22 protein-coding genes and 2 tRNA genes are annotated in these 22541 nt (G+C 65.4%); 8 read left to right on the top strand and 16 right to left on the bottom strand.

Going from position 1 to position 22541, the window contains the following annotated elements:
* Positions 1-1965, top strand: coding sequence for an ATP-dependent DNA helicase (locus HMPREF2791_RS10545; protein ID WP_070845263.1), 1965 nt, complete (start codon positions 1-3; stop codon positions 1963-1965).
* Here HMPREF2791_RS10545 and HMPREF2791_RS10540 read toward each other — a convergent pair.
* The 3 genes from HMPREF2791_RS10540 to nrdF form a co-directional block, all read right to left on the bottom strand.
* Complete coding sequence (locus HMPREF2791_RS10540) at positions 1955-2674, bottom strand: peptidyl-tRNA hydrolase (protein ID WP_070845262.1); 720 nt, start codon at positions 2672-2674, stop codon at positions 1955-1957. The genes HMPREF2791_RS10545 and HMPREF2791_RS10540 overlap by 11 nt on opposite strands.
* 91 nt (positions 2675-2765) lie before the next feature.
* Positions 2766-4469 carry an aa3-type cytochrome oxidase subunit I gene (gene ctaD, locus HMPREF2791_RS10535; protein WP_070475775.1) on the bottom strand — a complete coding sequence of 568 codons (1704 nt, stop codon included), beginning with the start codon at positions 4467-4469 and terminating at the stop codon, positions 2766-2768.
* A gap of 266 nt (positions 4470-4735) precedes the next feature.
* Positions 4736-5725, bottom strand: a complete 990-nt coding sequence (gene nrdF / locus HMPREF2791_RS10530; protein WP_070475834.1) for a class 1b ribonucleoside-diphosphate reductase subunit beta — start codon at positions 5723-5725, stop codon at positions 4736-4738.
* A gap of 151 nt (positions 5726-5876) precedes the next feature.
* Here nrdF and HMPREF2791_RS10525 point away from each other — a divergent pair, with 151 nt between their 5' ends.
* On the top strand, positions 5877-6590 hold the full coding sequence (locus HMPREF2791_RS10525; protein WP_070845261.1) for a FadR/GntR family transcriptional regulator: 714 nt from the start codon (positions 5877-5879) through the stop codon (positions 6588-6590).
* Positions 6591-6797: 207 nt separating this feature from the next.
* Here the strand turns inward: HMPREF2791_RS10525 and nrdE are convergent, their stop codons facing one another.
* The 4 genes from nrdE to ykgO all read right to left on the bottom strand — a co-directional run bounded on the left by nrdE (position 6798) and on the right by ykgO (position 10361).
* The gene (nrdE, locus tag HMPREF2791_RS10520) at positions 6798-8963 is read right to left on the bottom strand and encodes a class 1b ribonucleoside-diphosphate reductase subunit alpha (RefSeq protein ID WP_070845260.1); all 2166 of its coding nucleotides are present in this window, start codon (positions 8961-8963) and stop codon (positions 6798-6800) included.
* Positions 8964-8973: 10 nt separating this feature from the next.
* On the bottom strand, positions 8974-9495 hold the full coding sequence (nrdI, locus tag HMPREF2791_RS10515; protein WP_083290318.1) for a class Ib ribonucleoside-diphosphate reductase assembly flavoprotein NrdI: 522 nt from the start codon (positions 9493-9495) through the stop codon (positions 8974-8976).
* A gap of 215 nt (positions 9496-9710) precedes the next feature.
* Complete coding sequence (gene nrdH, locus HMPREF2791_RS10510) at positions 9711-9941, bottom strand: glutaredoxin-like protein NrdH (protein WP_070475768.1); 231 nt, start codon at positions 9939-9941, stop codon at positions 9711-9713.
* 297 nt (positions 9942-10238) lie between these two features.
* Complete coding sequence (gene ykgO, locus HMPREF2791_RS10505; protein WP_012732041.1) at positions 10239-10361, bottom strand: type B 50S ribosomal protein L36; 123 nt, start codon at positions 10359-10361, stop codon at positions 10239-10241.
* A 123-nt stretch (positions 10362-10484) separates the two neighbouring features.
* On the opposite strand from ykgO, the gene nadE reads away from it, so the two are divergent.
* Positions 10485-11300, top strand: a complete 816-nt coding sequence (gene nadE, locus HMPREF2791_RS10500) for an ammonia-dependent NAD(+) synthetase (RefSeq protein WP_371336017.1) — start codon at positions 10485-10487, stop codon at positions 11298-11300.
* Here nadE and HMPREF2791_RS10495 read toward each other — a convergent pair.
* From HMPREF2791_RS10495 to pgm, 7 genes are all read right to left on the bottom strand, one after another.
* On the bottom strand, positions 11297-12058 hold the full coding sequence (locus tag HMPREF2791_RS10495; RefSeq protein ID WP_070845259.1) for a fructosamine kinase family protein: 762 nt from the start codon (positions 12056-12058) through the stop codon (positions 11297-11299). The two genes, nadE and HMPREF2791_RS10495, sit on opposite strands and share 4 nt — an antisense overlap.
* On the bottom strand, positions 12051-12494 hold the full coding sequence (locus HMPREF2791_RS10490) for a methylated-DNA--[protein]-cysteine S-methyltransferase (protein ID WP_070845341.1): 444 nt from the start codon (positions 12492-12494) through the stop codon (positions 12051-12053). The genes HMPREF2791_RS10495 and HMPREF2791_RS10490 overlap by 8 nt, the downstream gene beginning before the upstream one ends.
* 252 nt (positions 12495-12746) lie before the next feature.
* Positions 12747-12822 (bottom strand) — tRNA-Ala (locus HMPREF2791_RS10485).
* Between the two features lie 41 nt (positions 12823-12863).
* A tRNA-Ala gene (locus tag HMPREF2791_RS10480) sits at positions 12864-12936 on the bottom strand.
* A gap of 120 nt (positions 12937-13056) precedes the next feature.
* Positions 13057-13848, bottom strand: coding sequence for a thioredoxin domain-containing protein (locus HMPREF2791_RS10475; protein ID WP_070845258.1), 792 nt, complete (start codon positions 13846-13848; stop codon positions 13057-13059).
* 58 nt (positions 13849-13906) lie between these two features.
* Complete coding sequence (locus HMPREF2791_RS10470) at positions 13907-14389, bottom strand: MauE/DoxX family redox-associated membrane protein (RefSeq protein ID WP_246825509.1); 483 nt, start codon at positions 14387-14389, stop codon at positions 13907-13909.
* An 18-nt stretch (positions 14390-14407) separates the two neighbouring features.
* On the bottom strand, positions 14408-16033 hold the full coding sequence (pgm, locus tag HMPREF2791_RS10465; RefSeq protein WP_070845257.1) for a phosphoglucomutase (alpha-D-glucose-1,6-bisphosphate-dependent): 1626 nt from the start codon (positions 16031-16033) through the stop codon (positions 14408-14410).
* A 109-nt stretch (positions 16034-16142) separates the two neighbouring features.
* Between pgm and HMPREF2791_RS10460 the strand changes: the two genes are divergently transcribed.
* Genes HMPREF2791_RS10460 through HMPREF2791_RS10440 form a run of 5 tightly spaced genes read left to right on the top strand, consistent with a single transcriptional unit; the run spans position 16143 to position 18987 of the window.
* Positions 16143-17561 (top strand): alanine/glycine:cation symporter family protein, encoded by a 1419-nt coding sequence (locus HMPREF2791_RS10460; protein WP_070845256.1) that lies wholly within the window; start codon positions 16143-16145, stop codon positions 17559-17561.
* A 10-nt stretch (positions 17562-17571) separates the two neighbouring features.
* Positions 17572-17910, top strand: coding sequence for a CrcB family protein (locus HMPREF2791_RS10455; protein ID WP_070845255.1), 339 nt, complete (start codon positions 17572-17574; stop codon positions 17908-17910).
* Positions 17903-18271: a FluC/FEX family fluoride channel gene (locus HMPREF2791_RS10450; protein ID WP_246825508.1), complete on the top strand. Its 369-nt coding sequence runs from the start codon at positions 17903-17905 to the stop codon at positions 18269-18271. Before HMPREF2791_RS10455 ends, HMPREF2791_RS10450 begins: the two co-directional genes overlap by 8 nt.
* Positions 18272-18290: 19 nt before the next feature.
* Positions 18291-18641: a CrcB family protein gene (locus tag HMPREF2791_RS10445; RefSeq protein ID WP_246825507.1), complete on the top strand. Its 351-nt coding sequence runs from the start codon at positions 18291-18293 to the stop codon at positions 18639-18641.
* A complete protein-coding gene (locus HMPREF2791_RS10440; protein WP_083327991.1) occupies positions 18634-18987 on the top strand; it encodes a FluC/FEX family fluoride channel in 354 nt (117 codons plus the stop codon). The genes HMPREF2791_RS10445 and HMPREF2791_RS10440 overlap by 8 nt, the downstream gene beginning before the upstream one ends.
* Positions 18988-18992: 5 nt before the next feature.
* Here the strand turns inward: HMPREF2791_RS10440 and HMPREF2791_RS10435 are convergent, their stop codons facing one another.
* Both HMPREF2791_RS10435 and HMPREF2791_RS10430 read right to left on the bottom strand, forming a co-directional pair.
* Positions 18993-21521 carry an ABC transporter permease gene (locus HMPREF2791_RS10435; protein WP_070845254.1) on the bottom strand — a complete coding sequence of 843 codons (2529 nt, stop codon included), beginning with the start codon at positions 21519-21521 and terminating at the stop codon, positions 18993-18995.
* Complete coding sequence (locus HMPREF2791_RS10430; RefSeq protein WP_083327990.1) at positions 21522-22289, bottom strand: ABC transporter ATP-binding protein; 768 nt, start codon at positions 22287-22289, stop codon at positions 21522-21524.
* Positions 22290-22541: the final 252 nt, after the last annotated feature.

The following is a 22541-nucleotide window of genomic DNA, read 5'->3' as shown; positions in this document are numbered from 1 at the left end:
GTGGCTGCAGACGAACCACTTACCCAGTCCACCACCGACCTGCTCGCCGCCGCGGTCGAGTCCCTCGGCGGCTCGCGCCGGCCCGGCCAGGTAAAGATGGCTGAGGCGGTGACCAAAGCCCTCGATGCCGAGCGCCACCTGGCCGTGCAGGCGGGCACTGGCACCGGCAAGTCGCTGGCCTACCTCGTCCCCGCGATCCGCCACGCCCAGGCGCACGGCACCACGGTGGTGGTGTCGACGGCGACAATCGCGCTGCAGCGGCAGCTTGTGGATAGGGATTTGCCCCGGCTGGCAGACGCGCTCGAGCCGCTGCTGCCCGAGCGCCCCACCTTTGCCATCCAGAAGGGCCGCAACAACTACCTGTGCAAGCACAAATTAATGCTTGATAGCGCACCTGCGGAGTCCCTCATCGAGGAAGAGGACCTGTCCTGGCTGGGCAAGCACGTCAAGCGCGTCGCCGAGTGGGCGCAGGAGACTGAGACGGGCGACCGCGACGATCTGGTCCCCGGCGTGCCGGACATGGCGTGGCGGCAGGTCTCAGTGACCTCCAACGAGTGCCTCGGCGCGACCCGCTGCCCGCACGGCGAGGAGTGCTTCGCGGAGCTCGCCCGCGAGCGCACCAAGGACGTGGACATCGTGGTGACCAACCACGCGCTTTTGGCTATCGACGCGCTTGCGGAGGTGGCTGTGCTGCCCGAGCACGACGCCGTGATCATCGACGAGGCCCACGAGCTCGACGGCCGCATCACCTCCGTGGCCACCAATGAGATTTCCGCGCGCGCCCTAGCGATGGCCGCCCGCCGCGCCGGCAAGCTCGGCGCGGAGCGCGACACACTCGAAGGCGTCATCGACGACTTCACCGCCGCGATCGACCTGGAGGCCCCGGGGCGCTGGGAAGTCATCTCGGAGCCTGCCCGCGGCGCCTTCGCGGCACTTCGCGACGCGCTGTGGAAGACCCGCACCGCCATCTCCGACGCCCCGCCCGGCGAGTCCGAAAACGACCCGGAGAAGTTCGCCGAACGCGCCAACCTGCGCAACCACCTGGAGGACCTGCACGACGCGGTGGTGCGCATCCTCGAGGTCTTCGACGAGCCTGATCCCGCCAAGCACTCGGATGTGGTGTGGCTGACCCGCTCCGAGCGCTACGGCGATTCCGTCTCGGTCGCGCCCCTGTCCGTGGCGGGCCTGCTGCATGAGCGGCTCTTCGGCGAAAAGACGGTCGTGCTCACCTCCGCCACCTTGACTGTGGGCGGCAATTTCAACGCCATGGCCGCTGCCTGGGGCCTGCCGCAGGGCACCTGGGACTCGCTGGACGCTGGCACGCCGTTCGACCCGCGCAAGTCCGGCATCCTCTACACCGCCCGCCACCTGCCCACCCCGGGCCGCGACGGTCTGTCCGCGGAGACACTGGACGAGATTGCGGAGCTGATCACCGCCGCGGGCGGGCGCACGCTCGGCCTGTTCTCCTCGCGCCGCGCCGCCGAGCAGGCCGCCGAAGCCATGCGGGCGCGCCTGCCCTTCGACATCCTGCTCCAAGGCGAGGACTCCACCGGCACTCTGGTGGACACGTTTGCCAAAAACGAGAACTCCTGCCTGTTCGGCACACTTACCCTCTGGCAGGGCGTGGACGTGCCGGGCAGCGCCTGCTCGCTGGTAATCATCGACCGCATCCCCTTCCCCCGCCCCGACGATCCCCTCCTGCAGGCACGCTCCAACGCAGCCGACGCGGCGGGCCGCTCCGGGTTTATGGAGGTCTCCGCCACGCACGCCTCCCTGCTCATGGCGCAGGGTGCGGGCAGGCTTTTGCGGTCTGTCGACGACCGCGGGGTCGTCGCCGTGCTAGACAACCGGCTGGTGACGAAGCGCTACGGGTCGTTCATCCGGCGCAGCCTGCCCGCGTTCTGGGACACCACGGACGCGGAAACGGTGCGCGGGGCGCTGCGGAGGCTCGTCGCTAAGCAATAGCGATCGCTGTGGTGGAGCCGGGAGCGACCTCAGTGAACCCGGCGTCGCGCACCGCCACCGCCTCGGGGCGCGTGGCAAGCTCGGCGAACTCCTCGCGGGGCAGCTCGCGCACGCCAAGCGGGAAGCCCGCCTCCGCCCACCGCTGCGCCCAGGCGGCATCCCGCGCGGCCGCGAGCAGCATCGACGCGTGCCCGGCCTGCGCGGCGGCCTTGCCCGCAGACATGTGCAGCGACGCGTTGAGGGCGATCAGCGGCGCTTCTGCGTCGAGCGGCAGCTCCTCCCCGGACTCAATCTCCGTGCCCTTGATCTGCAGCTTGGATATCGCGTGCGGAACCTCAGAAACCGCCGAGGGAACGAACGCCCGCACGCTGCCGACGGTGACGCCGGGCAACGCCTGCACGTCGTCCCATGCCTTGTTGCGGGCTCGGCGGGCCACCTTGCGGATGCGGTGCGAGTACCACGCGTCCAGCGCGTCGCGCCAAAACCCGTCGGTGCCCGCCCGCGGGTCCAGGCACACGGCCACGGCGGCGCGGGCGGCGTCTGCGAGCACCTGGTTGCGGCTCGGAGGGTCCTGCTTGGGCAGGTTGATGGCCAGCTGCATCGCCTGGACGGTCTTCGGGTCCTCGGGGTCCTCTGTGCGGGCCTTGTAGTCGCCCGACACGCGGTCCCGGAGGAGCTGGTGGGCGGCGGCGATCATCTGCTCAGTCATCCGGGTCAGGGTACTCCTCATTGTCGTGGGCCTGAAACGACGAAAACCCCCGCCGAAGCGGGGGTTCGTTCAGGAGGCCGGTGGCCAGCGACTACTTGGAATCGCGGTGACCGGTGTGAGCCTCGCGGCGCAGGGTCTCCACCATGTGCGGGTAGTGCAGCTCGAACGCCGGGCGCTCGGAGCGGATACGCGGCAGCGCGGTGAAGTTGTGGCGCGGCGGCGGGCAGGTGGTTGCCCACTCGAGGGAGTTGCCGTAACCCCACGGATCGTCGACGGTGACGATCTCGCCGTAGCGCCAAGACTTGAACACGTTCCAGATGAACGGCAGGAAGCCAATGCCCAGGATGAACGCGCCAACCGTGGAAACCTGGTTCAGCAGCGTGAAGCCGTCGGTGTCCAGGTAGTCGGCGTAGCGGCGCGGCATGCCCATGTTGCCCAGCCAGTGCTGGACCAAGAAGGTCATGTTGAAGCCGACAACGGTGAACCAGAAGTGGATCTTGCCCAGCTTCTCATCCAGCATGCGGCCGGTCATCTTCGGGAACCAGAAGTACACGCCTGCGGTAGAAGCGAACACCACGGTGCCGAACAGGGTGTAGTGGAAGTGCGCAACCACGAAGTAGGAGTCGTGCAGCTGGAAGTCCAGCGGCGGGGACGCCAGCATGATGCCGGTCAGACCACCGAACAGGAAGGTGAACAGGAAGCCGACGGCCCACAGCATCGGGGTCTCGAACGTGAGGTGGCCGTTCCACATCGTGCCCAGCCAGTTGAAGAACTTCACACCGGTCGGGACGGAGATGAGGAAGGTCATGAACGAGAAGAACGGCAGCAGGACTGCACCGGTGGCGAACATGTGGTGCGCCCACACAGCCATGGACAGGCCGGCGATTGCCAGGGTTGCGAAGATCAGGCCGATGTAGCCGAAGACCGGCTTACGGGAGAACACCGGGATGATCTCGGAGATCACGCCGAAGAACGGCAGCGCCAGGACGTACACCTCGGGGTGGCCGAAGAACCAGAACAGGTGCTGCCACAGGATCGTTCCGCCGTTGGCGGTGTCGTAGATGTGGCCGCCGATCAGACGGTCGTAGAGCACACCCATCGCCGCAGCGGTCAGCAGCGGGAAGATCATCAGGGCGATGATGGAGGTGACAAAGATGGTCCAGGTGAACGCCGGCAGACGGAACATGGTCATGCCCGGCGCACGCATGGTCAGCACAGTGGTGAGCATGTTCACCGCGGAGGCGATGGTGCCCACACCGGTAGCGCCCACGCCGACAACCCAGAGGTTGGCGGAGACGGACGGGGTGTGCACAGCGTCAGCCAGGGGCATGTACATGGTCCAACCGAAGTCGGCTGCGCCGCCCGGGGTGAGGAAGCCGGCGAGCATGGCGATGACGCCGATGCTGGTCACCCAGAAGCCGAACGCGTTCAGACGGGGGAAGGCCACGTCCGGAGCGCCGATCTGCAGCGGCAGCACGTAGTTGGCGAAGCCCCAGACGATCGGGGTACCGAACGCCAGCAGCATCACGGTGCCGTGCATGGTAAACAGCTGGTTGAACTGCTCGTTGGACAGGAACTGCAGGCCGGGGCTGAACAGCTCAGCGCGGATAAGCAGCGCCATCAGGCCGGCCACGAAGAACCAGACGAAGGACATGATGATGTACATGATGCCCAGTTCTTTGTGGTCAGTGGTGGTGAGTTGCTTGTAAATTTTCGAGCCCTTACGAGCGTTGCCCGTCGGCTCGGGGCGTGTCGGCGGGACGTAATTATCCAGCCGCGGTGCCACAGCGGTCATCTGATCCTCCTGACTACGGCTCCTGCACCCCGCCCAGCTCACGCCGAACAAGGCACAGATGCCACGAGTGATACCGGATCAGCATAACGTTCTGCACATTGATTTTCCAGCCTCCGGCAATGCTGCCCCCGAGCGGGGTCAGCGCCTGGCCCAACCATCCCGGGCTGTTACTGGTGAGGCGCATGAGTACTGCACAGCAGGCAAGAAAAACCCCCGGCTCGCGGGTGCGAACCGGGGCCACCGAAGGTGCGTCGTAAAGCTTCTGCCTAGAAGTCCCAGTCCTCGTCCTGAGTATCCTCCGCGCGGCCGATGACGTAGGAGGAACCGGATCCGGAGAAGAAGTCGTGGTTCTCGTCCGCGTTCGGCGACAGCGACGCGAGGATGGCCGGCGAGACCTTCGTCTCATCCACCGGGAACAGGCCCTCGTAGCCGAGGTTGTTCAGCGCCTTGTTGGCGTTGTAGCGCAAGAAGCGCTTCACATCCTCAGTCCAGCCAAGCGCGTCATAGATGTCCTCGGTGTACTGGTTCTCGTTCTCGTAGAGGTCGTAGAGCAGCTCGAAGGCGTAGTCCTTCAGCTCCTCCTTGCGCTCTTCGGATTCGTTCCGCAGCGCCACCTGGTACTTGTAGCCGATGTAGTAGCCGTGCACCGCCTCGTCGCGGATAATAAGGCGGATAATGTCGGCGGTGTTCGTCAGCTTGGAGTGCACCGACCAGTTCAGCGGCAGGTAGAAACCGGAGTAGAACAGGAAAGACTCGAGCATCACGGAGGCGATCTTGCGCTTGAGCGGATCGTCGCCCTCGTAGTAGCTCAGGATAATTTTCGCCTTGCGCTGGAGGTACTCGTTTTCCTCGGACCAGCGGAACGCGTCGTTAATCGCGGGCGTGTCCGCAAGCGTCATAAAGATGTTGGAGTACGACTTCGCGTGCACCGACTCCATAAACGCGATGTTGGTCAGCACCGCCTCCTCGTGCAGCGAGTTCGCGTCCGGCAGCAGTGAAACCGCACCGACGGTGCCCTGGATGGTGTCCAGCAGCGTCAAGCCGGTGAACACGCGCATAGTGGCTTGCTTTTCCTCATCGTTGAGGGTGTTCCAGCTCGGGATGTCGTTGGACACCGGGATTTTCTCCGGGAGCCAGAAATTGCCGGTCAGGCGATCCCACACTTCAAGGTCCTTGTCGTCCGGGACGCTATTCCAGTTAATAGCCTTCACCGGCTTCTCGTGGGACTCGAGGTAACGCGCGTAATCGTCAGTCATGCCGACCATCCTACTTCGGAGTCAATTCACCCGCGCCACGTCCCGCTCCCCGCCTGCGAACTGCGCGCACGCAATGTCCAAACGTGGCGGGGGCATGACATAAACTACTCGCATATTGCTGCAAACATCATCCCTTAAAGGAGGTCGCTCCGTGGCTACAAGCGGTCATCGGTCCTCGCAACCCCTGCTCTCATCAGTCTTGGACACGCTCGGCGAAGAGATCGTGTCGGGCAAGCAGGCCGAGGGCCACACGTTCACGCTCCACGACTTGTCGGAGCGCTTCGGCATCTCCCGCACTGTCGCCCGCGAGGCGATGCGCGCGCTGGAACAGCTGGGGCTCGTTTCCTCGTCGCGCCGCGTGGGTTTGAAAGTGCTGCCGCAAAGCGAGTGGAACGTGTTCGACCACTCGATCATTTCGTGGCGCCTGCGCAGTGAGGAGCAGCGCCCGGCGCAGCTCGCGTCGCTGCGTGAGCTTCGCGACGCCATCGAGCCCACCGCCGCCCGCCTCGCCGCCATCAACGCATCGCGCGAGCAGGCGCGCCGCTTGTGCGAGCTGGCCGACCAGATTGTGGAGCTAGCCGGCCAGGAAGGCGGCAACTCCGAGGCCTTCCAGGAGGCGGACCTGGAGTTCCACGCGCTCATGTTGGAGGCCTCCGGCAACGAGATGTTTGTGGCGCTGACCTCGCCGATCATGGATATTATGTCCGGCCGCGCCCTCTACGGCATCATGCCGGATGACCCCCACGTCGGCACCATGCAGATTCACATCGACCTGGCGCAGGCGATTGCTTCCGGCGATGCGGATGCTGCAGAAGATGCTTCTCGACGTCTACTTCGCGGCGTCAACGATTTCATGGAGATGTAGCTCTCCCCGGCGGGCCCTCCCCTTGCCCGCGCCCGCCATAGTGCTGATCTGCTAGTTCCCCAAAAACGGAACTAGCAGATTCGCGCAGTATTGGCACTGATTTCCAACATCACCTGGGCAGGCGCAAAAGAAGACCGCTGACCTGCTAGTGCGCCCTCAGACGCAACTAGCAGATCAGCGGTTTCTCGTCGCGAAGCGCGCGCTCCACTACAGCATGCAGGAGACGCAGCCCTCGATCTCGGTGCCCTCCAGCGCCATCTGACGCAGACGGATGTAGTACAGGGTCTTGACACCCTTCTTCCACGCGTAGATTTGTGCGCGGTTAATGTCGCGAGTGGTCACCGTGTCCTTGAAGAACAAGGTCAGAGACAGGCCTTGGTCGACGTACTTCGTGGCCACCGCGTAGGTGTCGATGATCTTCTCGTAGCCGATCTCGTAGGCGTCCTTGAAGTACTCAATGTTCTCGTTGTCCATGTGCGGCGCCGGGTAGTAGACGCGGCCGATCTTGCCTTCCTTGCGGATCTCAATCTTGGAGGCGATCGGGTGGATCGAGGACGTGGAGTTGTTGATGTAGGAAATCGAGCCGGTCGGCGGCACCGCCTGCAGGTAGCGGTTGTAGATGCCGTCGCGGGCGATGTCTTCCTTCAGCTGCGCCCACTCCTCGGCCGTCGGCACGGCGATGTTGGAGTTGGCGAACAGCTCCTTGACCTTGTCGGTTGTGGGCTGGAAGTCGGCCGGGTCGTAGCGGTCGAAGAACTCGCCGGTGGCGTACTCGGACTTGTTAAAGTCCGCGAACGCAGTGCCCTTCTCCACTGCGATCTTGTGGGAGGCGCGCAGGCACTGGTACATCACGGCAGCGAAGTAGGCGTTGGTGAAGTCCAGGCCTTCCTCGGAGCCGTACTCGATGTGCTCGCGGCCGAGGTAGCCGTGCAGGTTCATCTGGCCCAGGCCAATGGCGTGGGAGGCGTCGTTGCCGTCGCGCACCGGCGGAACGGAGTCGATGGAGGTCTTGTCCGCGACGGCGGTCAGCGCGCGGATCGCGGACTCCACCGTCTTGGCAAAGTCGTCGGAGTCCATTGCCATCGCGATGTTCAGCGAGCCCAGGTTGCAGGAGATGTCGTGGCCGGTCTCGGCGTAGGTCAGGTCCTCGTTCAGCACGGACGGGGAGTTGACCTGCAGGATCTCCGAGCACAGGTTGGACATGTTGATGCGGCCGGTCTTCACCGGGTTCGCGCGGTTAGCCGTGTCCTCGAACATGATGTACGGGTAGCCGGACTCGAACTGGATCTCGGCGATGGTCTGGAAGAACGAGCGCGCGGAGATCTTGGACTTGCGGATGCGCGGGTCTTCCACCATCTCCTCGTACTTCTCGGTCACGGAGATGTCCGCGAACGGCACGCCGTAGACGCGCTCGACGTCGTACGGGGAGAACAGGTACATGTCGTCGTTGCGCTTGGCCAGCTCGAAGGTGATGTCCGGGATGACCACACCGAGCGAGAGGGTCTTGATGCGGATCTTCTCGTCCGCGTTCTCGCGCTTGGTGTCCAAGAAGCGCATGATGTCCGGGTGGTGGGCGTTGAGGTACACCGCGCCGGCGCCCTGGCGTGCGCCGAGCTGGTTGGCGTAGGAGAAGGCGTCTTCCAAAAGCTTCATCACGGGGATGACGCCGGAGGACTGGTTCTCGATGTGCTTGATCGGCGCGCCGGATTCGCGGATGTTGCTCAACAGCAGCGCGACGCCGCCGCCGCGCTTGGACAGCTGCAGTGAGGAGTTGATCGCGCGCCCGATGGACTCCATGTTGTCCTCGATGCGCAGCAGGAAGCACGACACCAGCTCGCCGCGCTGCGCCTTGCCGGCGTTCAAGAACGTCGGGGTTGCTGGCTGGAAACGGCCGGTCATGATCTCGTCCACAAGCGCGAATGCGAGATCCTCGTTGCCGTCGGCGAGGAAGAGCGCAGTCATGGCGACGCGGTCCTCGAAGCGCTCGAGGTAGCGGCGCCCGTCGAAAGTCTTCAGTGTGTAGGACGTGTAGTACTTGTACGCGCCCAGGAAGGACTTGAAGCGGAACTTGTAGGAGTACGCGCGCTTGAACGTGTCCTTGATAAAGGTCCAGTCGTACTTCTCAATGGTGTCCGGCTCGTAGTACTTGTTGGTGACCAGGTAGTCGATCTTTTCTTCCAGGTCGTGGAAGTAGACGGTGTTCTGGTTGACGTGCTGGAGGAAGAACTGGTTGGCGGCCTCGCGGTCCTTGTCAAACTGGATCTGGCCGTTTTCGTCGTAGAGGTTCAAAAGCGCATTCAGCGCGTGGTAATCCAGCTGGTCGCTTTCGTTGACCGGCTCCGGGACATTCTTACCGACAGTCTGGGTACTCACTTCTCGTCCTTCATCGTGTTCTTGAGTATTTACCGGCGTATTTTGCGCGCAGCTTTGCTAGGCGCTCGGATTCGTCCGGAGCATCCTGCCTATCGACGACCTCCGGTCCCCCACGCAGCCCCAACCTTCCAGCGTTCTGGACCAGTTGGCGGCGAACGTGCGCAACGTCCTCGGCCGAGCCCATGAGCTCGAACCGGTACAAGTACGGGACCTTACACTTGTCGGCGATGACCTTCCCGGCAAGGCAGTAGTCTGCGCCGAAGTTGGAGTTGCCGGCGGCGATCACACCTCGGATCAGATTCCGGTTGTTTTCGTTGTTGAGAAAGCGGATCACCTGCCCAGGCACCGGGCGCGAGTTACCGCCGCTGACGCTCACCCCGCCACCGTATGTGGGGCAGATGAGCACGTACGGCTCGTCGACGTTCAGTTCCGGGTCGTTCCTGCGCAACGGGATGCGCCGGGACGGGAGGCCGAGCTTCTCCACAAACCGCTTCGTGTTCTCCGTCGCGGAAGAGAAGTAGACCACCAGCATGGCAGCCGCCTTTCTTCGTGTTGAGTTTTCTGTTGTGTGGCGTGCGCGGCGTGTGGCGCCCCTCCCCTCACTCCGCCCGTTCCCCGTCCCCTTTTCGCCAAATCCAGCTACTAGGGCCCAGCTATCTGCCATATTTGGGCCGTTAGCGGGGTCTTACTAGCTGGATCCGCGGAGTGAGGGGGCGCGGTGCGCGAGGGGTGCGGGGACCGCCGACGTTACGCAGCCGCGGCGAGGCCCTTGATGCGGTCCGGGCGGAAGCCGGACCAGTGCTCACCGTTCGCCTCGACGACCGGGGCCTGCACGTAGCCGAGGGCCATGACGTAGTCGCGGGCTTCCTCGTCCATGGAGATGTCAACCGTGGTGAACTCAAGGCCGGCCTTGGTCAGGGCCTTCTCGGTTGCCTTGCACTGCATGCAGGCCGGCTTGCTGTAAACGGTGATCGACATAGTTTCTCAGGCTCTTTCTGTGCGGGTCTTCGACCGGGATTCGACAGGGTTTCGACGCTTTTTCTCGCTTCCCCGGCTCCCCCGGGGCAACACCAAGAGACACTATACCTTGGGGGAAAGTTCGGCAACTGCTACTACATGTAGTAGTTACACGGGTGGTATTCCCAGGATAAAGCCGGCAAATCACCTACATGTAGTTAAAACGTGGGCAGCCATCTGCTCCCAAGCGTGTAATTCGGCGGAAAATTACAGCAAAAAGCCCCGCCACCACACGGTGACGGGGCAGAGGATTGCCGCTTAGCCCTGGCGAGCCTTGAAGCGAGGATCCTTCTTGTTGATCACAAAAACCTTGCCGTGGCGGCGCACAACCTGAGCGCCCGGCTTGTTCTTCAGCGACCGAAGCGACTTGCGGACCTTCATCGGGCGCTCCTTTCTGCTCGGATTACCTGCAATTAGCGATCACCGGCGGGATGCCGGGTCGCAACACGGGGGTAAATGTTACACATCGGACGCGCTGAATCAAAACCTCCTACCATGAGCGCCATGCAGTCAGACATCATCACCGCCCTCGGCGTGGCACCGACCATCGACCCGGACCAAGAGATCACCCGGCGCGTGCAGTTCCTGGTGGACTACCTGGACGCCACCGGCGCGAAGGGCTACGTGCTGGGCATTTCCGGCGGGCAGGACTCCACGCTCGCCGGCCGCCTGGCACAGATGGCGGTGGAGAAGCGCCGCGCGGACGGCGAGGAAGCGGCGTTTGTGGCGGTGCGGCTGCCCCACGGCGTGCAGGCCGACGAGGACGACGCGCAGCTGGCGCTGCAGTTTATCCAGCCCGACGAAACAGTCACCGTGGACATTGAACCAGCCACCACCGCCATGGCGGGTGCTGTGACGGACTCGCTGAAAACGGACAGTCTCGGCGACTTCAACAAGGGCAACGTCAAGGCACGCATGCGCATGATCGCCCAGTACGCCATCGCCGGCGAGCGCGGCCTGCTGGTGGTGGGCACGGACCACGCGGCGGAGAACGTCACCGGGTTTTTCACTAAACACGGCGACGGCGCCGCGGACCTGGTGCCGCTGGCCGGGCTGAATAAGCGCCAGGGCGCGGCGCTGCTGGACCGCCTGGGCGCGGATCCCCGCCTGTGGGAGAAGGTGCCCACCGCGGACTTGGAGGAGGAACGCCCCGCGCTTCCCGACGAGGCCGCGCTCGGCATTACCTACGCCCACATCGACGACTACCTGGAGGGCAAGCAGATCCCCGCAGAGGCCGCGGAGCGCCTCGAGCACCTGTGGCGCATCGGCCAGCACAAGCGCCACCTGCCGCCGGGCCCGAACGACTCCTGGTGGCGCTAGCCCACCGCGCGCAAGGTCTCTTCCGCCGTGCGCACGAGCGCGGAGCCGTAGGACGGCCCGTGCGTCCACGCGTGCACCGCCAGCGGGTGCAGCTGGTGGACCGCGATGCGCCGCTGCCAGTCGCGGCCTAGCTCACCGCCGGCGTCCACATACCCGTCCACGATCGCGCTGAAGTGCGGCGCGCCGAACAGCTCGAGCATCGCGATGTCGGTCAGCGGGTGCCCGCCGTGCGCCGCCGGGTCGATGAACCGCGGCCCGCCCGACCCAAACAGCAGGTTGCCCGCCCACAGGTCGCCGTGGATGCGCGCCAGCGGGGCGTCCTCGTCCTCTTCAAGTAGCGCATCGCATGCTTGCTTGACGACGTCCATGCCGCCGCCCCCGAGATTCCCCGCCCTCAGCGCCTTCTCGGCGAATGGCAGCACCCGCTGCTGCACGTAGAACGTGGCCCAGCGTCCGGTTGGCTCGCACGCCTGCTGGCGGGTGCCGATGAAGTTGGGGCCGTCCCACCCGTCCGCGGGCGCGCCGAATGCGGCCGCACCCATGGCGTGGATGGCGGCGAGCTCCCGGCCGGCCTGCCGGGCGGCATCCACGGTCGGGCGGACCGGATCCACTTTCTCGATGGTGAGCGTGTTCGCGTCCTCGTCCAGGTCGAGCACCTCCACCACCGCGACGGAGCCCTCGCGCAGCCAGCGCAGGTACGCGGCCTCCGCGGCGGCCGCTCCCGGCGCACTGCCGTGCTTCACAAACGTGTCAGACATCGATGTCCTCCATTCGCAGTAGGAAACGTTTGGCCTCTACCCCGCCACGGTAACCGCCAAGTTGGCCGTCGCTGCGCAGTACCCGGTGGCACGGGATGAACAGCGGCAGCGGGTTAGTCGCGCAGGCGCTACCCACGGCGCGCACCGCCTTGGGGTTGCCCACTGCGCGGGCGAGCTCTGCATACGTGGTGGTCTCGCCGAATGGGATCTTTTCCAGCTCTCGCAGCACCGACGCGCGAAAGTCAGTCACGCCTTTCAGGTCTAGCGGCACGGTGAACTTCCGGCGCGTACCAGCGAAGTATTCGGTGAGTTCTTGGGCGGCGAGGGGATGGTCCGAAGGTTCGTCGTCAAGCAGTGGCTCACCCGCGAAGCACACGCGGGCGAGGCCAGCGCCGCCCGCGACGAAACGCAACGGCCCAATTGGAGACGCAAACATGCAGCTCAGAGTAGCTCGCAACCACAATGATTGCGCTACGCTCCTGGCCATGCACAGGAAACTCCCAACCGCCCTCGCCTGCGGCAGCTCCTCCGACGCCATCGCCGGCACCAGCTCAGCCACAAGCTCGACACGTCGGACGACACGGACGGCAACGCCTACTTCGAAGGCATGCGCCAGTCCGCCCAGTAGTGCATGGAGCCCACCAAAAACGAAAAAACTGCCCGGCCGAATAGCCGGGCAGTTTTCAATTGGTGGAGCTAACGGGATTCGAACCCGTGACCCCCACACTGCCAGTGTGGTGCGCTACCAACTGCGCCATAGCCCCGTGCGGCAGCTGTGCCGCCGCTGGAATATGTAGTTGTGGAGTGGAGCTAACGGGATTCGAACCCGTGACCCCCACACTGCCAGTGTGGTGCGCTACCAACTGCGCCATAGCCCCTTGGATAACTCACGTAAATATACAACCGGTCGCGCGGGCCTCCAAATCCCCAGCGGGAAAGCGAAACCGCCCCACCCCGAACCCGGAGTGAGGCGGCGGAAACGCTTGTCCAGAAGGCGCTTACAGGCTGGCCAGAACCTCCGGCCAGTAGTTACGGGCGGAGTCCTTTTTCTCATCGAGGTTCGGGTTACCCGTGATCTCTCGGAGCTCATCGATATTCACGAGCTTCTCGATGTCCTTCCCGTCGACGAGGACGCGCGGGGTCCATGCGTCTTCAGTCTCGTCCTCCTGGTACTTCATGTTCTCCGCACCCATACGCTTGGCAGTCTCGATGTACTTGCCGTCGCGGATGTCCTGGATGGCGGCGTCGGAAGCCTCGTAGTCCTTGGCCAGGTCGGCGAAACCGTCGTTGTCGTACTTGTTGTACGCGGACTGCTGGTTCTGGAACAGGTAGTCGCGGATGGTGAAGGCCTGGGCCAGGTCGCCGTTGGCGATCAGCGCCAGCTCGGCGGCCAGCGCCTGGGTGGAGTGGCCTTCCTGGCCTTGATCCAGGGCGGTCATCGGGCGCAGCTCGACGTTAATCTCGCCAGCCTTGAGCTTCTCCAGCATCGCCTCGTCGGTGGCGATGTGCAGGTCCGCACAGTGGGTGCAGGAGAAGTCCTCGAACAACTCGGCGGTCTTCGCGTCAGGGTTGTCGCCGGTGAGGTGGATGGTGTTTTCTTCCCCGTCCCAGGCAACGTTGACGCCTTCGAGGTCGATCATCTCTTCCTGGATCGCGGCGCTGCGGTTTTCGCGGCCGTTGAAGACAATCAGGCCGATCACCACGAGGGCAATGGCGAGTACGGCGAGGACTGCCCAGATGAAGGCGGCGTTGCCCTTCTTGTTCGGGTTTTCCACTTTGCGTGTGGTCACAGTTATCTCCTGTTGTGCGTGCCGTGAGGCATGACGGGTACTGTCTACCCGCTCAAGTTTAGGGGTAGATAGCGAACTTCTTAAACGGGCGCCACATCATAAACCCGGTAATAGCGATGTAGCCCAAGTCTCGCGCCACGGTGACAAGCAGGTTGCTCTCGCCTTCGCCCGCCTGGGAGGGGTCAAAGCAGCCGCAGTCGATGACCAGCCCGCGCTGCCAGGCGGACAGGAGGCCGATGATGAACAGCGTCAGCACGATGATGGACACCTTGCCAGACCAGCGCAGCTTGATGCCCAGGAGCAGAAGCAGGCCGCCGGCCACTTCGAGCGGGCCGATGATGTGCGCCAGCAGGTAGGACCAGTCGGGGGTGAAGATCTCGTAGGCCTCGATGGTCTTGGTCACGTCGAGGGGGACGCCGAGTTTCGCGATGCCGGCGTCCAGCCACACGTACGCCATGAAAAAGCGCGCGAGTGCGGACAGTACGTCCAGCACCAGCGCTTTCGTGTTGCGCTCGGGCGCGGGGGTTGTCGTTATGCTCACAGGTCGTACGTTACTCCACTAGCCGCCCAAAACTTGAGTAACCAGCGCCTGCGCTTCCTCCTGCACCCGCTTCAAGTGTGCTTCGCCCTTGAAGGATTCGGCGTAGATCTTGTACTTGTCCTCGGTGCCGGACGGGCGCGCGGCGAACCACGCGTTTTCGGTGGTCACCTTCAGCCCGCCGATTGCGGCACCGTTGCCGGGGGCTTCAGTCAGCTTTGCGACGATAGCTTCGCCCGCCAACGCATCCGCCGAAACCTGGTCAGCCGACAGCGCCTTGAGCTTCGCTTTCTCCTCGCGGCCGGCCGGGGCGTCGATGCGCGCATAGGCCGGGGCGCCGTACTCGGCCTCGAGCTCCGCGTAGCGCGCAGACGGGGTCTTGCCGGTCACGGCGGTGATCTCGGCGGCGAGCAGGTCCATGATCAGCCCGTCCTTGTCGGTGGACCAGACGGTGCCGTCCTTGCGCAAGAACGACGCACCGGCGGATTCTTCGCCGCCGAAACCGATGGTGCCGTCGATGAGCCCCGGCACGAACCATTTGAAGCCGACGGGCACCTCCACCAGCTCGCGGCCCAGCGATGCGACGACGCGGTCGATCATGGAGGACGAGACCAGGGTTTTGCCCACCGCGGTGCCCGCGTCCCAGCCGTCGCGGTGGGAAAACAGGTACTCGATGGCCACGGCCAGGTAGTGGTTCGGGTTCATCAAGCCCGCGTCGGGGGTGACGATGCCGTGGCGGTCCGCGTCCGCGTCGTTGCCGGTGGCCAGGTCGAGCTTGTCGCGGTTGTGCACCAGCGAGGCCATGGAATTCGGGCTGGAGCAGTCCATGCGGATCTTGCCGTCGGTGTCCAAGGTCATGAACCGCCAGGTGGCGTCCACGTGCGGGTTGACCACCTCGAGGTTCAGCCCGTAGCGCTGACCGATCGCACCCCAGTAATCCACGCTCGCCCCGCCCATCGGGTCAGCGCCGATGTGCAGGCCGGACGCCTTGATCGCGTCCATGTCCACCACGTTGCCCAGGTCGGCAACGTAGTGGTCGAGGTAGTCGAACTTCCCGGCGCGCTGGTCCAGCACGCCGCTGACGGGGGTGCGCTTCACACCGTCGAGGCCTGCGGCGATGTACTCGTTGGCGCGCTTGGCAATCCAGTCCGTGGCTTCCGCCGGGGCGGGCCCGCCGGTGGGCGGGTTGTATTTGAAGCCGCCGTCGCGCGGCGGGTTGTGCGACGGGGTGACCACGATGCCGTCGGCCTTGCCCCCTTGGTGGGTCAGGATGGCGTGGGAGACGGCCGGAGTGGGCGTGTAGCGGCCAGAGGCGTCGACAAGCACTTGCACCTCGTTGGCGATGAGCACCTCGAGCGCGGAGACCATCGCTGGCTCGGACAGGGCGTGGGTATCGCGGCCGATGTAGACCGGCCCGTCGATGCCCTCGCTGCGGCGGTAGTCCACGATCGCCTGCGTGGTGGCCAGGATGTGCGCCTCGTTGAACGCGTTGTCCAGGGAGGATCCGCGGTGGCCGGAGGTGCCGAAGGCGACCTGCTGGTCCGGGTTGTCCGGATCAATGTCGCGGGTGTAGTAGGCGGTGACCACCTCGGCGATGTCGATGAGGTCGTCCTCGCGGGCGGGCTGTCCGGCGCGTTCGTGTGCCATGGGAATGCTCCTTGTGTCTCAGGCAGAGTCCTTCCCACCATCATCGCCCGTGAATGTATTTCCTGCCACCTATATATTATTCATCACACTGTATGTTTTACTACTCGGCATGGCTGACACCTTGAACGACATCCTCAGTGCAATCTCCACCTTCGTCTGGGGACCGTTCCTGCTCATCCCCCTGCTGCTGGGCACCGGCCTGTTCCTGACCATCCGCCTGCGCGGCATCCAGTTCCGCACCCTCGGCCGCGCCACCCGCCACGCGTTCGTGGACAAGGCCGAGGAAGGCGCGGGCGACATCTCCAACTACCAGGCGCTGACCACCGCCCTGGCCGCCACGGTGGGAACCGGCAACATCGTCGGCGTCGCCACCGCGATTTCCATCGGCGGGCCCGGCGCGCTGTTCTGGATCTGGCTCACCGGCATCGTCGGCATGGCGTCGAAGTACTCCGAGGCCTACCTGGGCGTGCGCTTCCGCACCACCGACAATAAAGGCAAGCAGCAGGGTGGACCGCACGAGTACCTGAAAACCGGTGTCGGCGGCGGCTTCGGCAAGTTCCTCGCCGCGGCGTTCACCCTGTTCACCATCTTCGCCTCCTTCGGCATCGGCAACCTCGCCCAGGGCAACTCCATCGCGGCGGGCATGCACGACGCCTTCGGCATTAGCGCGAATGTCGCCGGCGTGATCATCTTCTTCGCCGTCGGCGCGGCCGTGCTCGGCGGCATCGAGGGCATCGGCAAGATCACCGCGGCGTTCGTTCCGCTGATGATTGTCATTTACGTCGGCGGCGGCATCACCGCGCTGGTGCTCATGGCGGACCGGGTGCCGGCGGCGATTGCCACCATCTTCACCGACGCGTTCACCGGCACCGCGGCCACCGGCGGCTTCGTCGGCTCCGGCATCATGCTGGCCATCCAGTTCGGTGTGGCCCGCGGCATCTTCTCCAACGAGTCCGGCATGGGCTCCGCCGCGATCGCCGCCGCGGCCGCGAAGACGCAGCACCCGGCGCGCCAGGCGCTGGTGTCCATGACCCAGACGTTCATCGACACCATCCTCGTTGTCACCATCACCGGCTTGGTCATCGTCACCGCCGGCACCTGGGACATGGGCCGCGACCAGGCCGCCATCATGACCGCCACCGCCTTCGAGACGGCCCTGCCCGGCGAGTGGGGCAGCCTGATTGTCTCCGTCGCCCTGATCTTCTTCGCCTTTTCCACCATCCTGGGCTGGTCCTACTACGGCGAGCGCGCCATCGTGGCGCTGTTCGGCGACTGGGCGTCCATCCCCTACCGCATGTTCTTCACCGCCCTGTCCTTTGTGGGCGCGGTGGCGTCGCTGGAGCTGGCGTGGACGTTCTCCGACCTGTCCAACGGGCTGATGGCCATCCCGAACCTGATCGGCCTGCTGTTGCTGTCCGGCATCGTGGTGCGCGAGACCCGCGAGTACCTCGCCTGGGATCCGCACTTGAAGAAGACCCCGGAGGAGGTCGCGGAGTTCGTGGAACGCCAGCAGATGGACTGGCGATAGACTCCCAGCCGTGGACACTTTCCGGACAGCGCTGACGGTCGGGCTCGGGGCGGGCCTTGGGGCCGTAGTCAGGCATGGTGTGCTCCTTGCCGCCGCACCCGGGTCCACGGCGGCGCTCGCGCTGACCTTTGCCGTCAACATCGCCGGCTGCTTCGCCATGGGGCTGTTCAAGCCGGGCCCGCTGTGGGGCGCAGGCTTCCTCGGCGGCTTCACCACCTTCTCCGCGATTTCGGTGGCGGCGATGCAGTCGGATGCGATCGTCGCGCTGGGCATCGTCGCACTCAGCTTTGCGACGTCTATAGTTGCCTACCTTTTCGGCCACACCCTCCGGGAGCGCCGCCATGGCTAGCTGGCTCGGATTGGCACTCACACTCGCGGTGGTGTTCGCCGGCGGCGTCCTCGGCGGCATGTCCCGGTTCGCGCTGACGAAGCTGATCAGCAACGCCCGCGCCGCGACCTTCGCCGCCAACACGGTGGCCTGCACCGTCGCCGGCTTCGCCGCGACCCACCCGGTGGCGTGGCAGATCGCGCTCGGCGCAGGCTTCGCCGGCGCGCTGTCCACCTGGTCCACCTTCGCCCGCGAGCTCGGCGACCTAATCACCGCCGGGCAGCACCGCCAGGCCCTGCGCTACGCGCTGCGCACCGCGGTGCTGGGCATCGTCGCCGCCTGGTTCGGCATGCGCTGGGGCCTTCGCGCCTTCGCCGGATAGGGCGCTAAGGTGGACAAATGTGCAGTTCGATGACCTAACAACCGGCCTTTCCGTGGCGCTGGGCGCGGGGCTTGGAGCTGTCGCGCGCTACATCGTGCTGATCTGGGTCAACCCCACCACGCCCGAAGCGCTCGCACTGACCGTGATCTCTGCGGTGAACCTCGTCGCCTGCTTCGCCATGGGCCTGTTCCAACCCGGCCCATTCTGGGGCGTGGGCTTCCTCGGCGGGTTTTCCACCCTGTCCGCGGTGTCCCTGACCGCGGTGTCGGATTCGCCGGTGTGGGCCGGGTTCATCATCGTGCTCAGCCTCACCACCGCCACCCTGGCCTGGATGGCTGGCGACGCCACCCGGAGGCACCGGCATGCCTGACCTGCTGCCTCTGCTCATCGGAGTTGCGGTCGTGTTCGTCGGCGGAATGCTAGGCGGGTTTGCCCGCTGGCTGCTCATGCGCCAAATTCACAGCCCGCTTGCGTCCACGTTTGCGGCGAATGTCTCGGCCGCTGCAGTGATCGGGTTCGCGGCGGCGGCGCCGGGCGTGTGGCGCGTCGGCATCGGCGTCGGCTTCGCCGGGGCGTTGTCCACCCTGTCCATGCTCGCGCGCCAACTCGGCGAGATGGTCGAAAGCGGCGAATTCGTCCTCGCCGTGAAGTACGGGGTGGGCACCGCCCTCGCCGCCATCGCGGCCTCCGCGGTCGGCGTGTACGGCTTCGGGTAGAGCCCCTACTCCGCGATGGCGTCCAGCGGCGGCGTCTTGGCGGCCCTGCCCGCCGGCCACACCGCGGCCAGCAGGCCGACCAGGAACGACCCTGCGAGGACGGTGAGGATGAGCGGCCACGGAACCACGATCGTCGTCAAGCCTTTTGCCTCGAGGACGGTGAGGAACGCCCACCCCAAACCGAGCCCCAGCAGCACACCGAGGATGGCGCCGTAGACCGTCATCTGCACCGACTCCAGCGTGATCATCGTCCGAATCTGGCGGCGCTGCGTGCCCACCGCGCGCAGCATGCCGATCTCCTGGCGGCGCTCAATCACCGACAGTGTCAGCGTGTTCACGATGCCCAGCACCGCGATCACCACCGCCAGCGACAACAGCGCGTACAAGATGAACAGCATCTGGTCGATCATGGCGGAGACCTCGCCCGCCATGTCCTGCGTGGAGCGGACCTGCACCACGATGTCGTGGCGCACCAGCTCCTCGAGGTTGGCGCGCAGCTGGTCCTCGCCGACGGTGCCGTCGTTGTTGACGCCGATCATGAGGATCCGGCCCGTGCCGCGCGCACCCGTGGCCGCGGCCGCCTCGTCGGAGACCACGAAGGACTGCAAGATATTCGACGTTTCAAACAGCCCGCCCAGTGTGGCCTCGACCGACTCGCCGGTGGGGCCAGCAACCGTCAACGTGTCGCCGACGTGCCAGCCGTGCTCCTGCGCCAGCGACGCCGGTGCGATGACGGTGTTGCCGTCCAAGCTGGAGCTGCCCTCCACCATGTCCAGGACAATCAGGTCCGCCGGGTCGCCCTGCAGCACATCCGTCACACCAAAGCCGCCGAGCTGGTAGCCGAACTGCCCGTCCACCGTGATCGGCGCTTGGGTGTAAGCGGCCGTCTCACCGGTACCGTCCGCCGCACCCAGGCGCTCCGGCAGGTCCTCCGGCAGCGGGAAGACGCCGTTCTGCGGTCCGGACAGCACGAAGTCCGCGGACACCTCGCTGGTGGCGACGTCATCCACCGAGCGCTTCATCGACGCGCCCAGCATGCCAATCACCGTCACCAGCGCGATACCCAGCATCAGCGCAAAAGCCGTGGTGGCGGTGCGTCGCGGGTTGCGGCGCGTGTTCGTGGACGCGAGTGTGCCCACCGCCCCGAACGGCAGCCCGATCACCCGGCCCAGCGGTGGCACCACCGGCAAGCTCAGCGCCGGGCCGGCCAGGAACAGGCCGGTGATCGCGGCCAGCGCCGCCACGCCCACCAGGGCTGCGCGGCGGCCGGTGGCCCCGTCGTCCCAGCCCATCGCGTACACCGCTGTCGCCACGCCCGCGGCTACCAGGACCAGGCCCGCGATCGTGCGCCAACGCAGCGGCTGCGGCGTGGCGGCCTCGCTGGAGCGCATCGCCTCCACCGGCTTGACCTGCCCCGCTTTGCGCGCCGGCGCGAGCGCCGACAGCACCGTCACCAGCGTGCCCACCACCAGCGGCACCACCACCGCGCGCGTAGAAAGCCCGGTGCCCGCATCCGGCAGCGGCATGCCGTAGCGCGCCATCGCCACCCGGATCAGCGCCACCAGCCCCACGCCGCCGGCGACGCCGAGCGCGGAACCGATCACACCGACCAGCGCCGACTCGAACGCCACCGAACGCGTGATCTGCCCGCGCGACGCCCCCAACGCGCGGAGCAAGGCAAACTCGCGGGTGCGCTGCGCCACGATCATGGAGAACGTGTTCGCGATGAGGAACGTCCCCACCAAAAGCCCCACCAGACCGAACGCGACCAGGAAGTAGCTGACAAAACTCAAACCCTCGCGGATCTGCTGGGACAGCTCCTCAGCCAAATCCGCGCCCGCGCGCACCTCCAAGTCAGGAAAATCGCTCTTCAGCCTATCGACGACCCCCGGTCCCCCATCCACCGTCACCGCCGGCACCGACTCGCCGTCCCGGTAGAGGTCAAGGTAGGCCTGCTCCCCCACCCGCAGCACCAGCGACGTCTCCTGCGCCAGCGGGTCCTCGTACAACCCCGTGACGGTGAACTCGTTGCGCCCGTCCTTGTCCACCACGATGAGCTTCTCGCCCATCTCGATGCCGTACTTCTGCGCGCCGTTCGCGTTGACGGCGATGTCGCCGGCGGCGGTGGGAGCGGAGCCGTCGATAAGCGAAGGCGCCCGCCCCACTGCTTCGCCCTCGCTGTAGAAGGGCATAAGGCGCGAGGTGCCGAGCTGCGTCTGAATCGCAACTTCATCCTGCCTAGCGACGACCACAGGCACATCCACGAACACATTCACCCCATCGACGCCCTCGGTGTCCCTGATGGCGTCGAACGTCTCCATGTCGATGCTGCCCTCGGTCGGGCGCACCACCGCATCCACGTCCTCGAGCGCGGTGTCCACCGCAGAATCGAACGTGGCGGACAGCATGTTCGTGAACATGAGCGCACCCGACAGGAACGCCGTGCCCAGCACGACCGCCAGCACCGTCAGCGCGAGGCGCAGCTTGTGCGCCACGACGTTGCGCAGCGAGACCTTCGTCAGCGTGTTCGCCATCTAGTCCTCCATGCCGGCCATGACGCGGAGGATGGAATCCATGTCCGGGTCGCGCATCTCGTCGACAATGTTGCCGTCGCGAAGGAACACCACCCTGTCGGCATAGGACGCGGCGCGGGCGTCATGCGTGACGATGACCACCGTCTGCCCATCCTTATCCACGGCCGTGCGGAGAATGTCGAGCACTTCGCGGGAGGCGTTGGAGTCCAGGTTGCCGGTAGGTTCGTCGCCGAAAATCAGCTCAGGGCGGCTCACCAACGCGCGGGCGCAGGCGACGCGCTGCTGCTGGCCGCCGGACAACTCCGCCGGGCGGTGGTCCAGGCGCTTCGCCAGGCCTAGGCGCGCTGTAACCTCATCGAACCACGCCTGGTCAACCTTGCCGCCTGCGATGCTCGTGGGCAGCGTGATGTTCTCAGCGGCGGTGAGAGTAGGAACCAGGTTGAAGGACTGGAAGATGAACCCGAGGCGGTCGCGCCTTAGAGCCGTAAGCTCCTTGTCGTTGAGCTGGGATAAGTCCGTCTCCCCGATGTACGTCTCGCCGCTCGTTGCGGAGTCCAGGCCTGCCATCACGTGCATGAGCGTGGACTTCCCCGACCCGGACGGCCCCATAATTGCGGTGAACTCATTGCGCCCGAATTCCACGCTGATGCCGTCCAGGGCCCTGACCTCGGTACCGCCCCTACCGTAGGTCTTGACCAGGCCTACCGCCCGGGCGGCCGCATCGCGGGTGCCTGGCTCGCGCTTGAATGCCTCAACCATCCTGGCCATTGAGGTCCGCCTTCCTATCCGTTCACTCTTCCGGGACTATACGCACCCGAAGCTCATCCACGGGCTATCAGGAGGGACGGACAGCTCACCGGCGCCGAGCATCCGTTCTCAAGCCTTTGCTTGCAAAAGTCGTCCGGTTGGGGTGTGTTTGTGCTGGTCGGTGTGTGGGGCGGGTGGTGGTGTTGCCGAGTTTTGCACACCCTGGGTGCGGACCCATTGGTTGTGTGGGTGGTGTCTGCAATGCGGAGTTGG

Source organism: Corynebacterium sp. HMSC034A01 (genome assembly GCF_001838175.1).
Taxonomy (GTDB): Bacteria; Actinomycetota; Actinomycetes; order Mycobacteriales; family Mycobacteriaceae; genus Corynebacterium.
This window is presented reverse-complemented; position numbering and strand designations above follow the sequence as displayed.

What these genes read in the sequence shown, in the direction of transcription:
- HMPREF2791_RS10540 (WP_070845262.1), bottom strand. Translation starts at nt 2,674, where the DNA reads ATGACTGAGCAGATGATCGCCGCCGCCCACCAGCTCCTCCGGGACCGC.
- ctaD (WP_070475775.1), bottom strand. Translation starts at nt 4,469, where the DNA reads ATGACCGCTGTGGCACCGCGGCTGGATAATTACGTCCCGCCGACACGC.
- nrdF (WP_070475834.1), bottom strand. Translation starts at nt 5,725, where the DNA reads ATGACTGACGATTACGCGCGTTACCTCGAGTCCCACGAGAAGCCGGTG.
- nrdI (WP_083290318.1), bottom strand. Translation starts at nt 9,495, where the DNA reads ATGCTGGTGGTCTACTTCTCTTCCGCGACGGAGAACACGAAGCGGTTT.
- nrdH (WP_070475768.1), bottom strand. Translation starts at nt 9,941, where the DNA reads ATGTCGATCACCGTTTACAGCAAGCCGGCCTGCATGCAGTGCAAGGCA.
- ykgO (WP_012732041.1), bottom strand. Translation starts at nt 10,361, where the DNA reads ATGAAGGTCCGCAAGTCGCTTCGGTCGCTGAAGAACAAGCCGGGCGCT.
- nadE (WP_371336017.1), top strand. Translation starts at nt 10,485, where the DNA reads ATGCAGTCAGACATCATCACCGCCCTCGGCGTGGCACCGACCATCGAC.
- HMPREF2791_RS10495 (WP_070845259.1), bottom strand. Translation starts at nt 12,058, where the DNA reads ATGTCTGACACGTTTGTGAAGCACGGCAGTGCGCCGGGAGCGGCCGCC.
- HMPREF2791_RS10490 (WP_070845341.1), bottom strand. Translation starts at nt 12,494, where the DNA reads ATGTTTGCGTCTCCAATTGGGCCGTTGCGTTTCGTCGCGGGCGGCGCT.
- pgm (WP_070845257.1), bottom strand. Translation starts at nt 16,033, where the DNA reads ATGGCACACGAACGCGCCGGACAGCCCGCCCGCGAGGACGACCTCATC.
- HMPREF2791_RS10460 (WP_070845256.1), top strand. Translation starts at nt 16,143, where the DNA reads ATGGCTGACACCTTGAACGACATCCTCAGTGCAATCTCCACCTTCGTC.
- HMPREF2791_RS10450 (WP_246825508.1), top strand. Translation starts at nt 17,903, where the DNA reads ATGGCTAGCTGGCTCGGATTGGCACTCACACTCGCGGTGGTGTTCGCC.
- HMPREF2791_RS10440 (WP_083327991.1), top strand. Translation starts at nt 18,634, where the DNA reads ATGCCTGACCTGCTGCCTCTGCTCATCGGAGTTGCGGTCGTGTTCGTC.
- HMPREF2791_RS10435 (WP_070845254.1), bottom strand. Translation starts at nt 21,521, where the DNA reads ATGGCGAACACGCTGACGAAGGTCTCGCTGCGCAACGTCGTGGCGCAC.
- HMPREF2791_RS10430 (WP_083327990.1), bottom strand. Translation starts at nt 22,289, where the DNA reads ATGGCCAGGATGGTTGAGGCATTCAAGCGCGAGCCAGGCACCCGCGAT.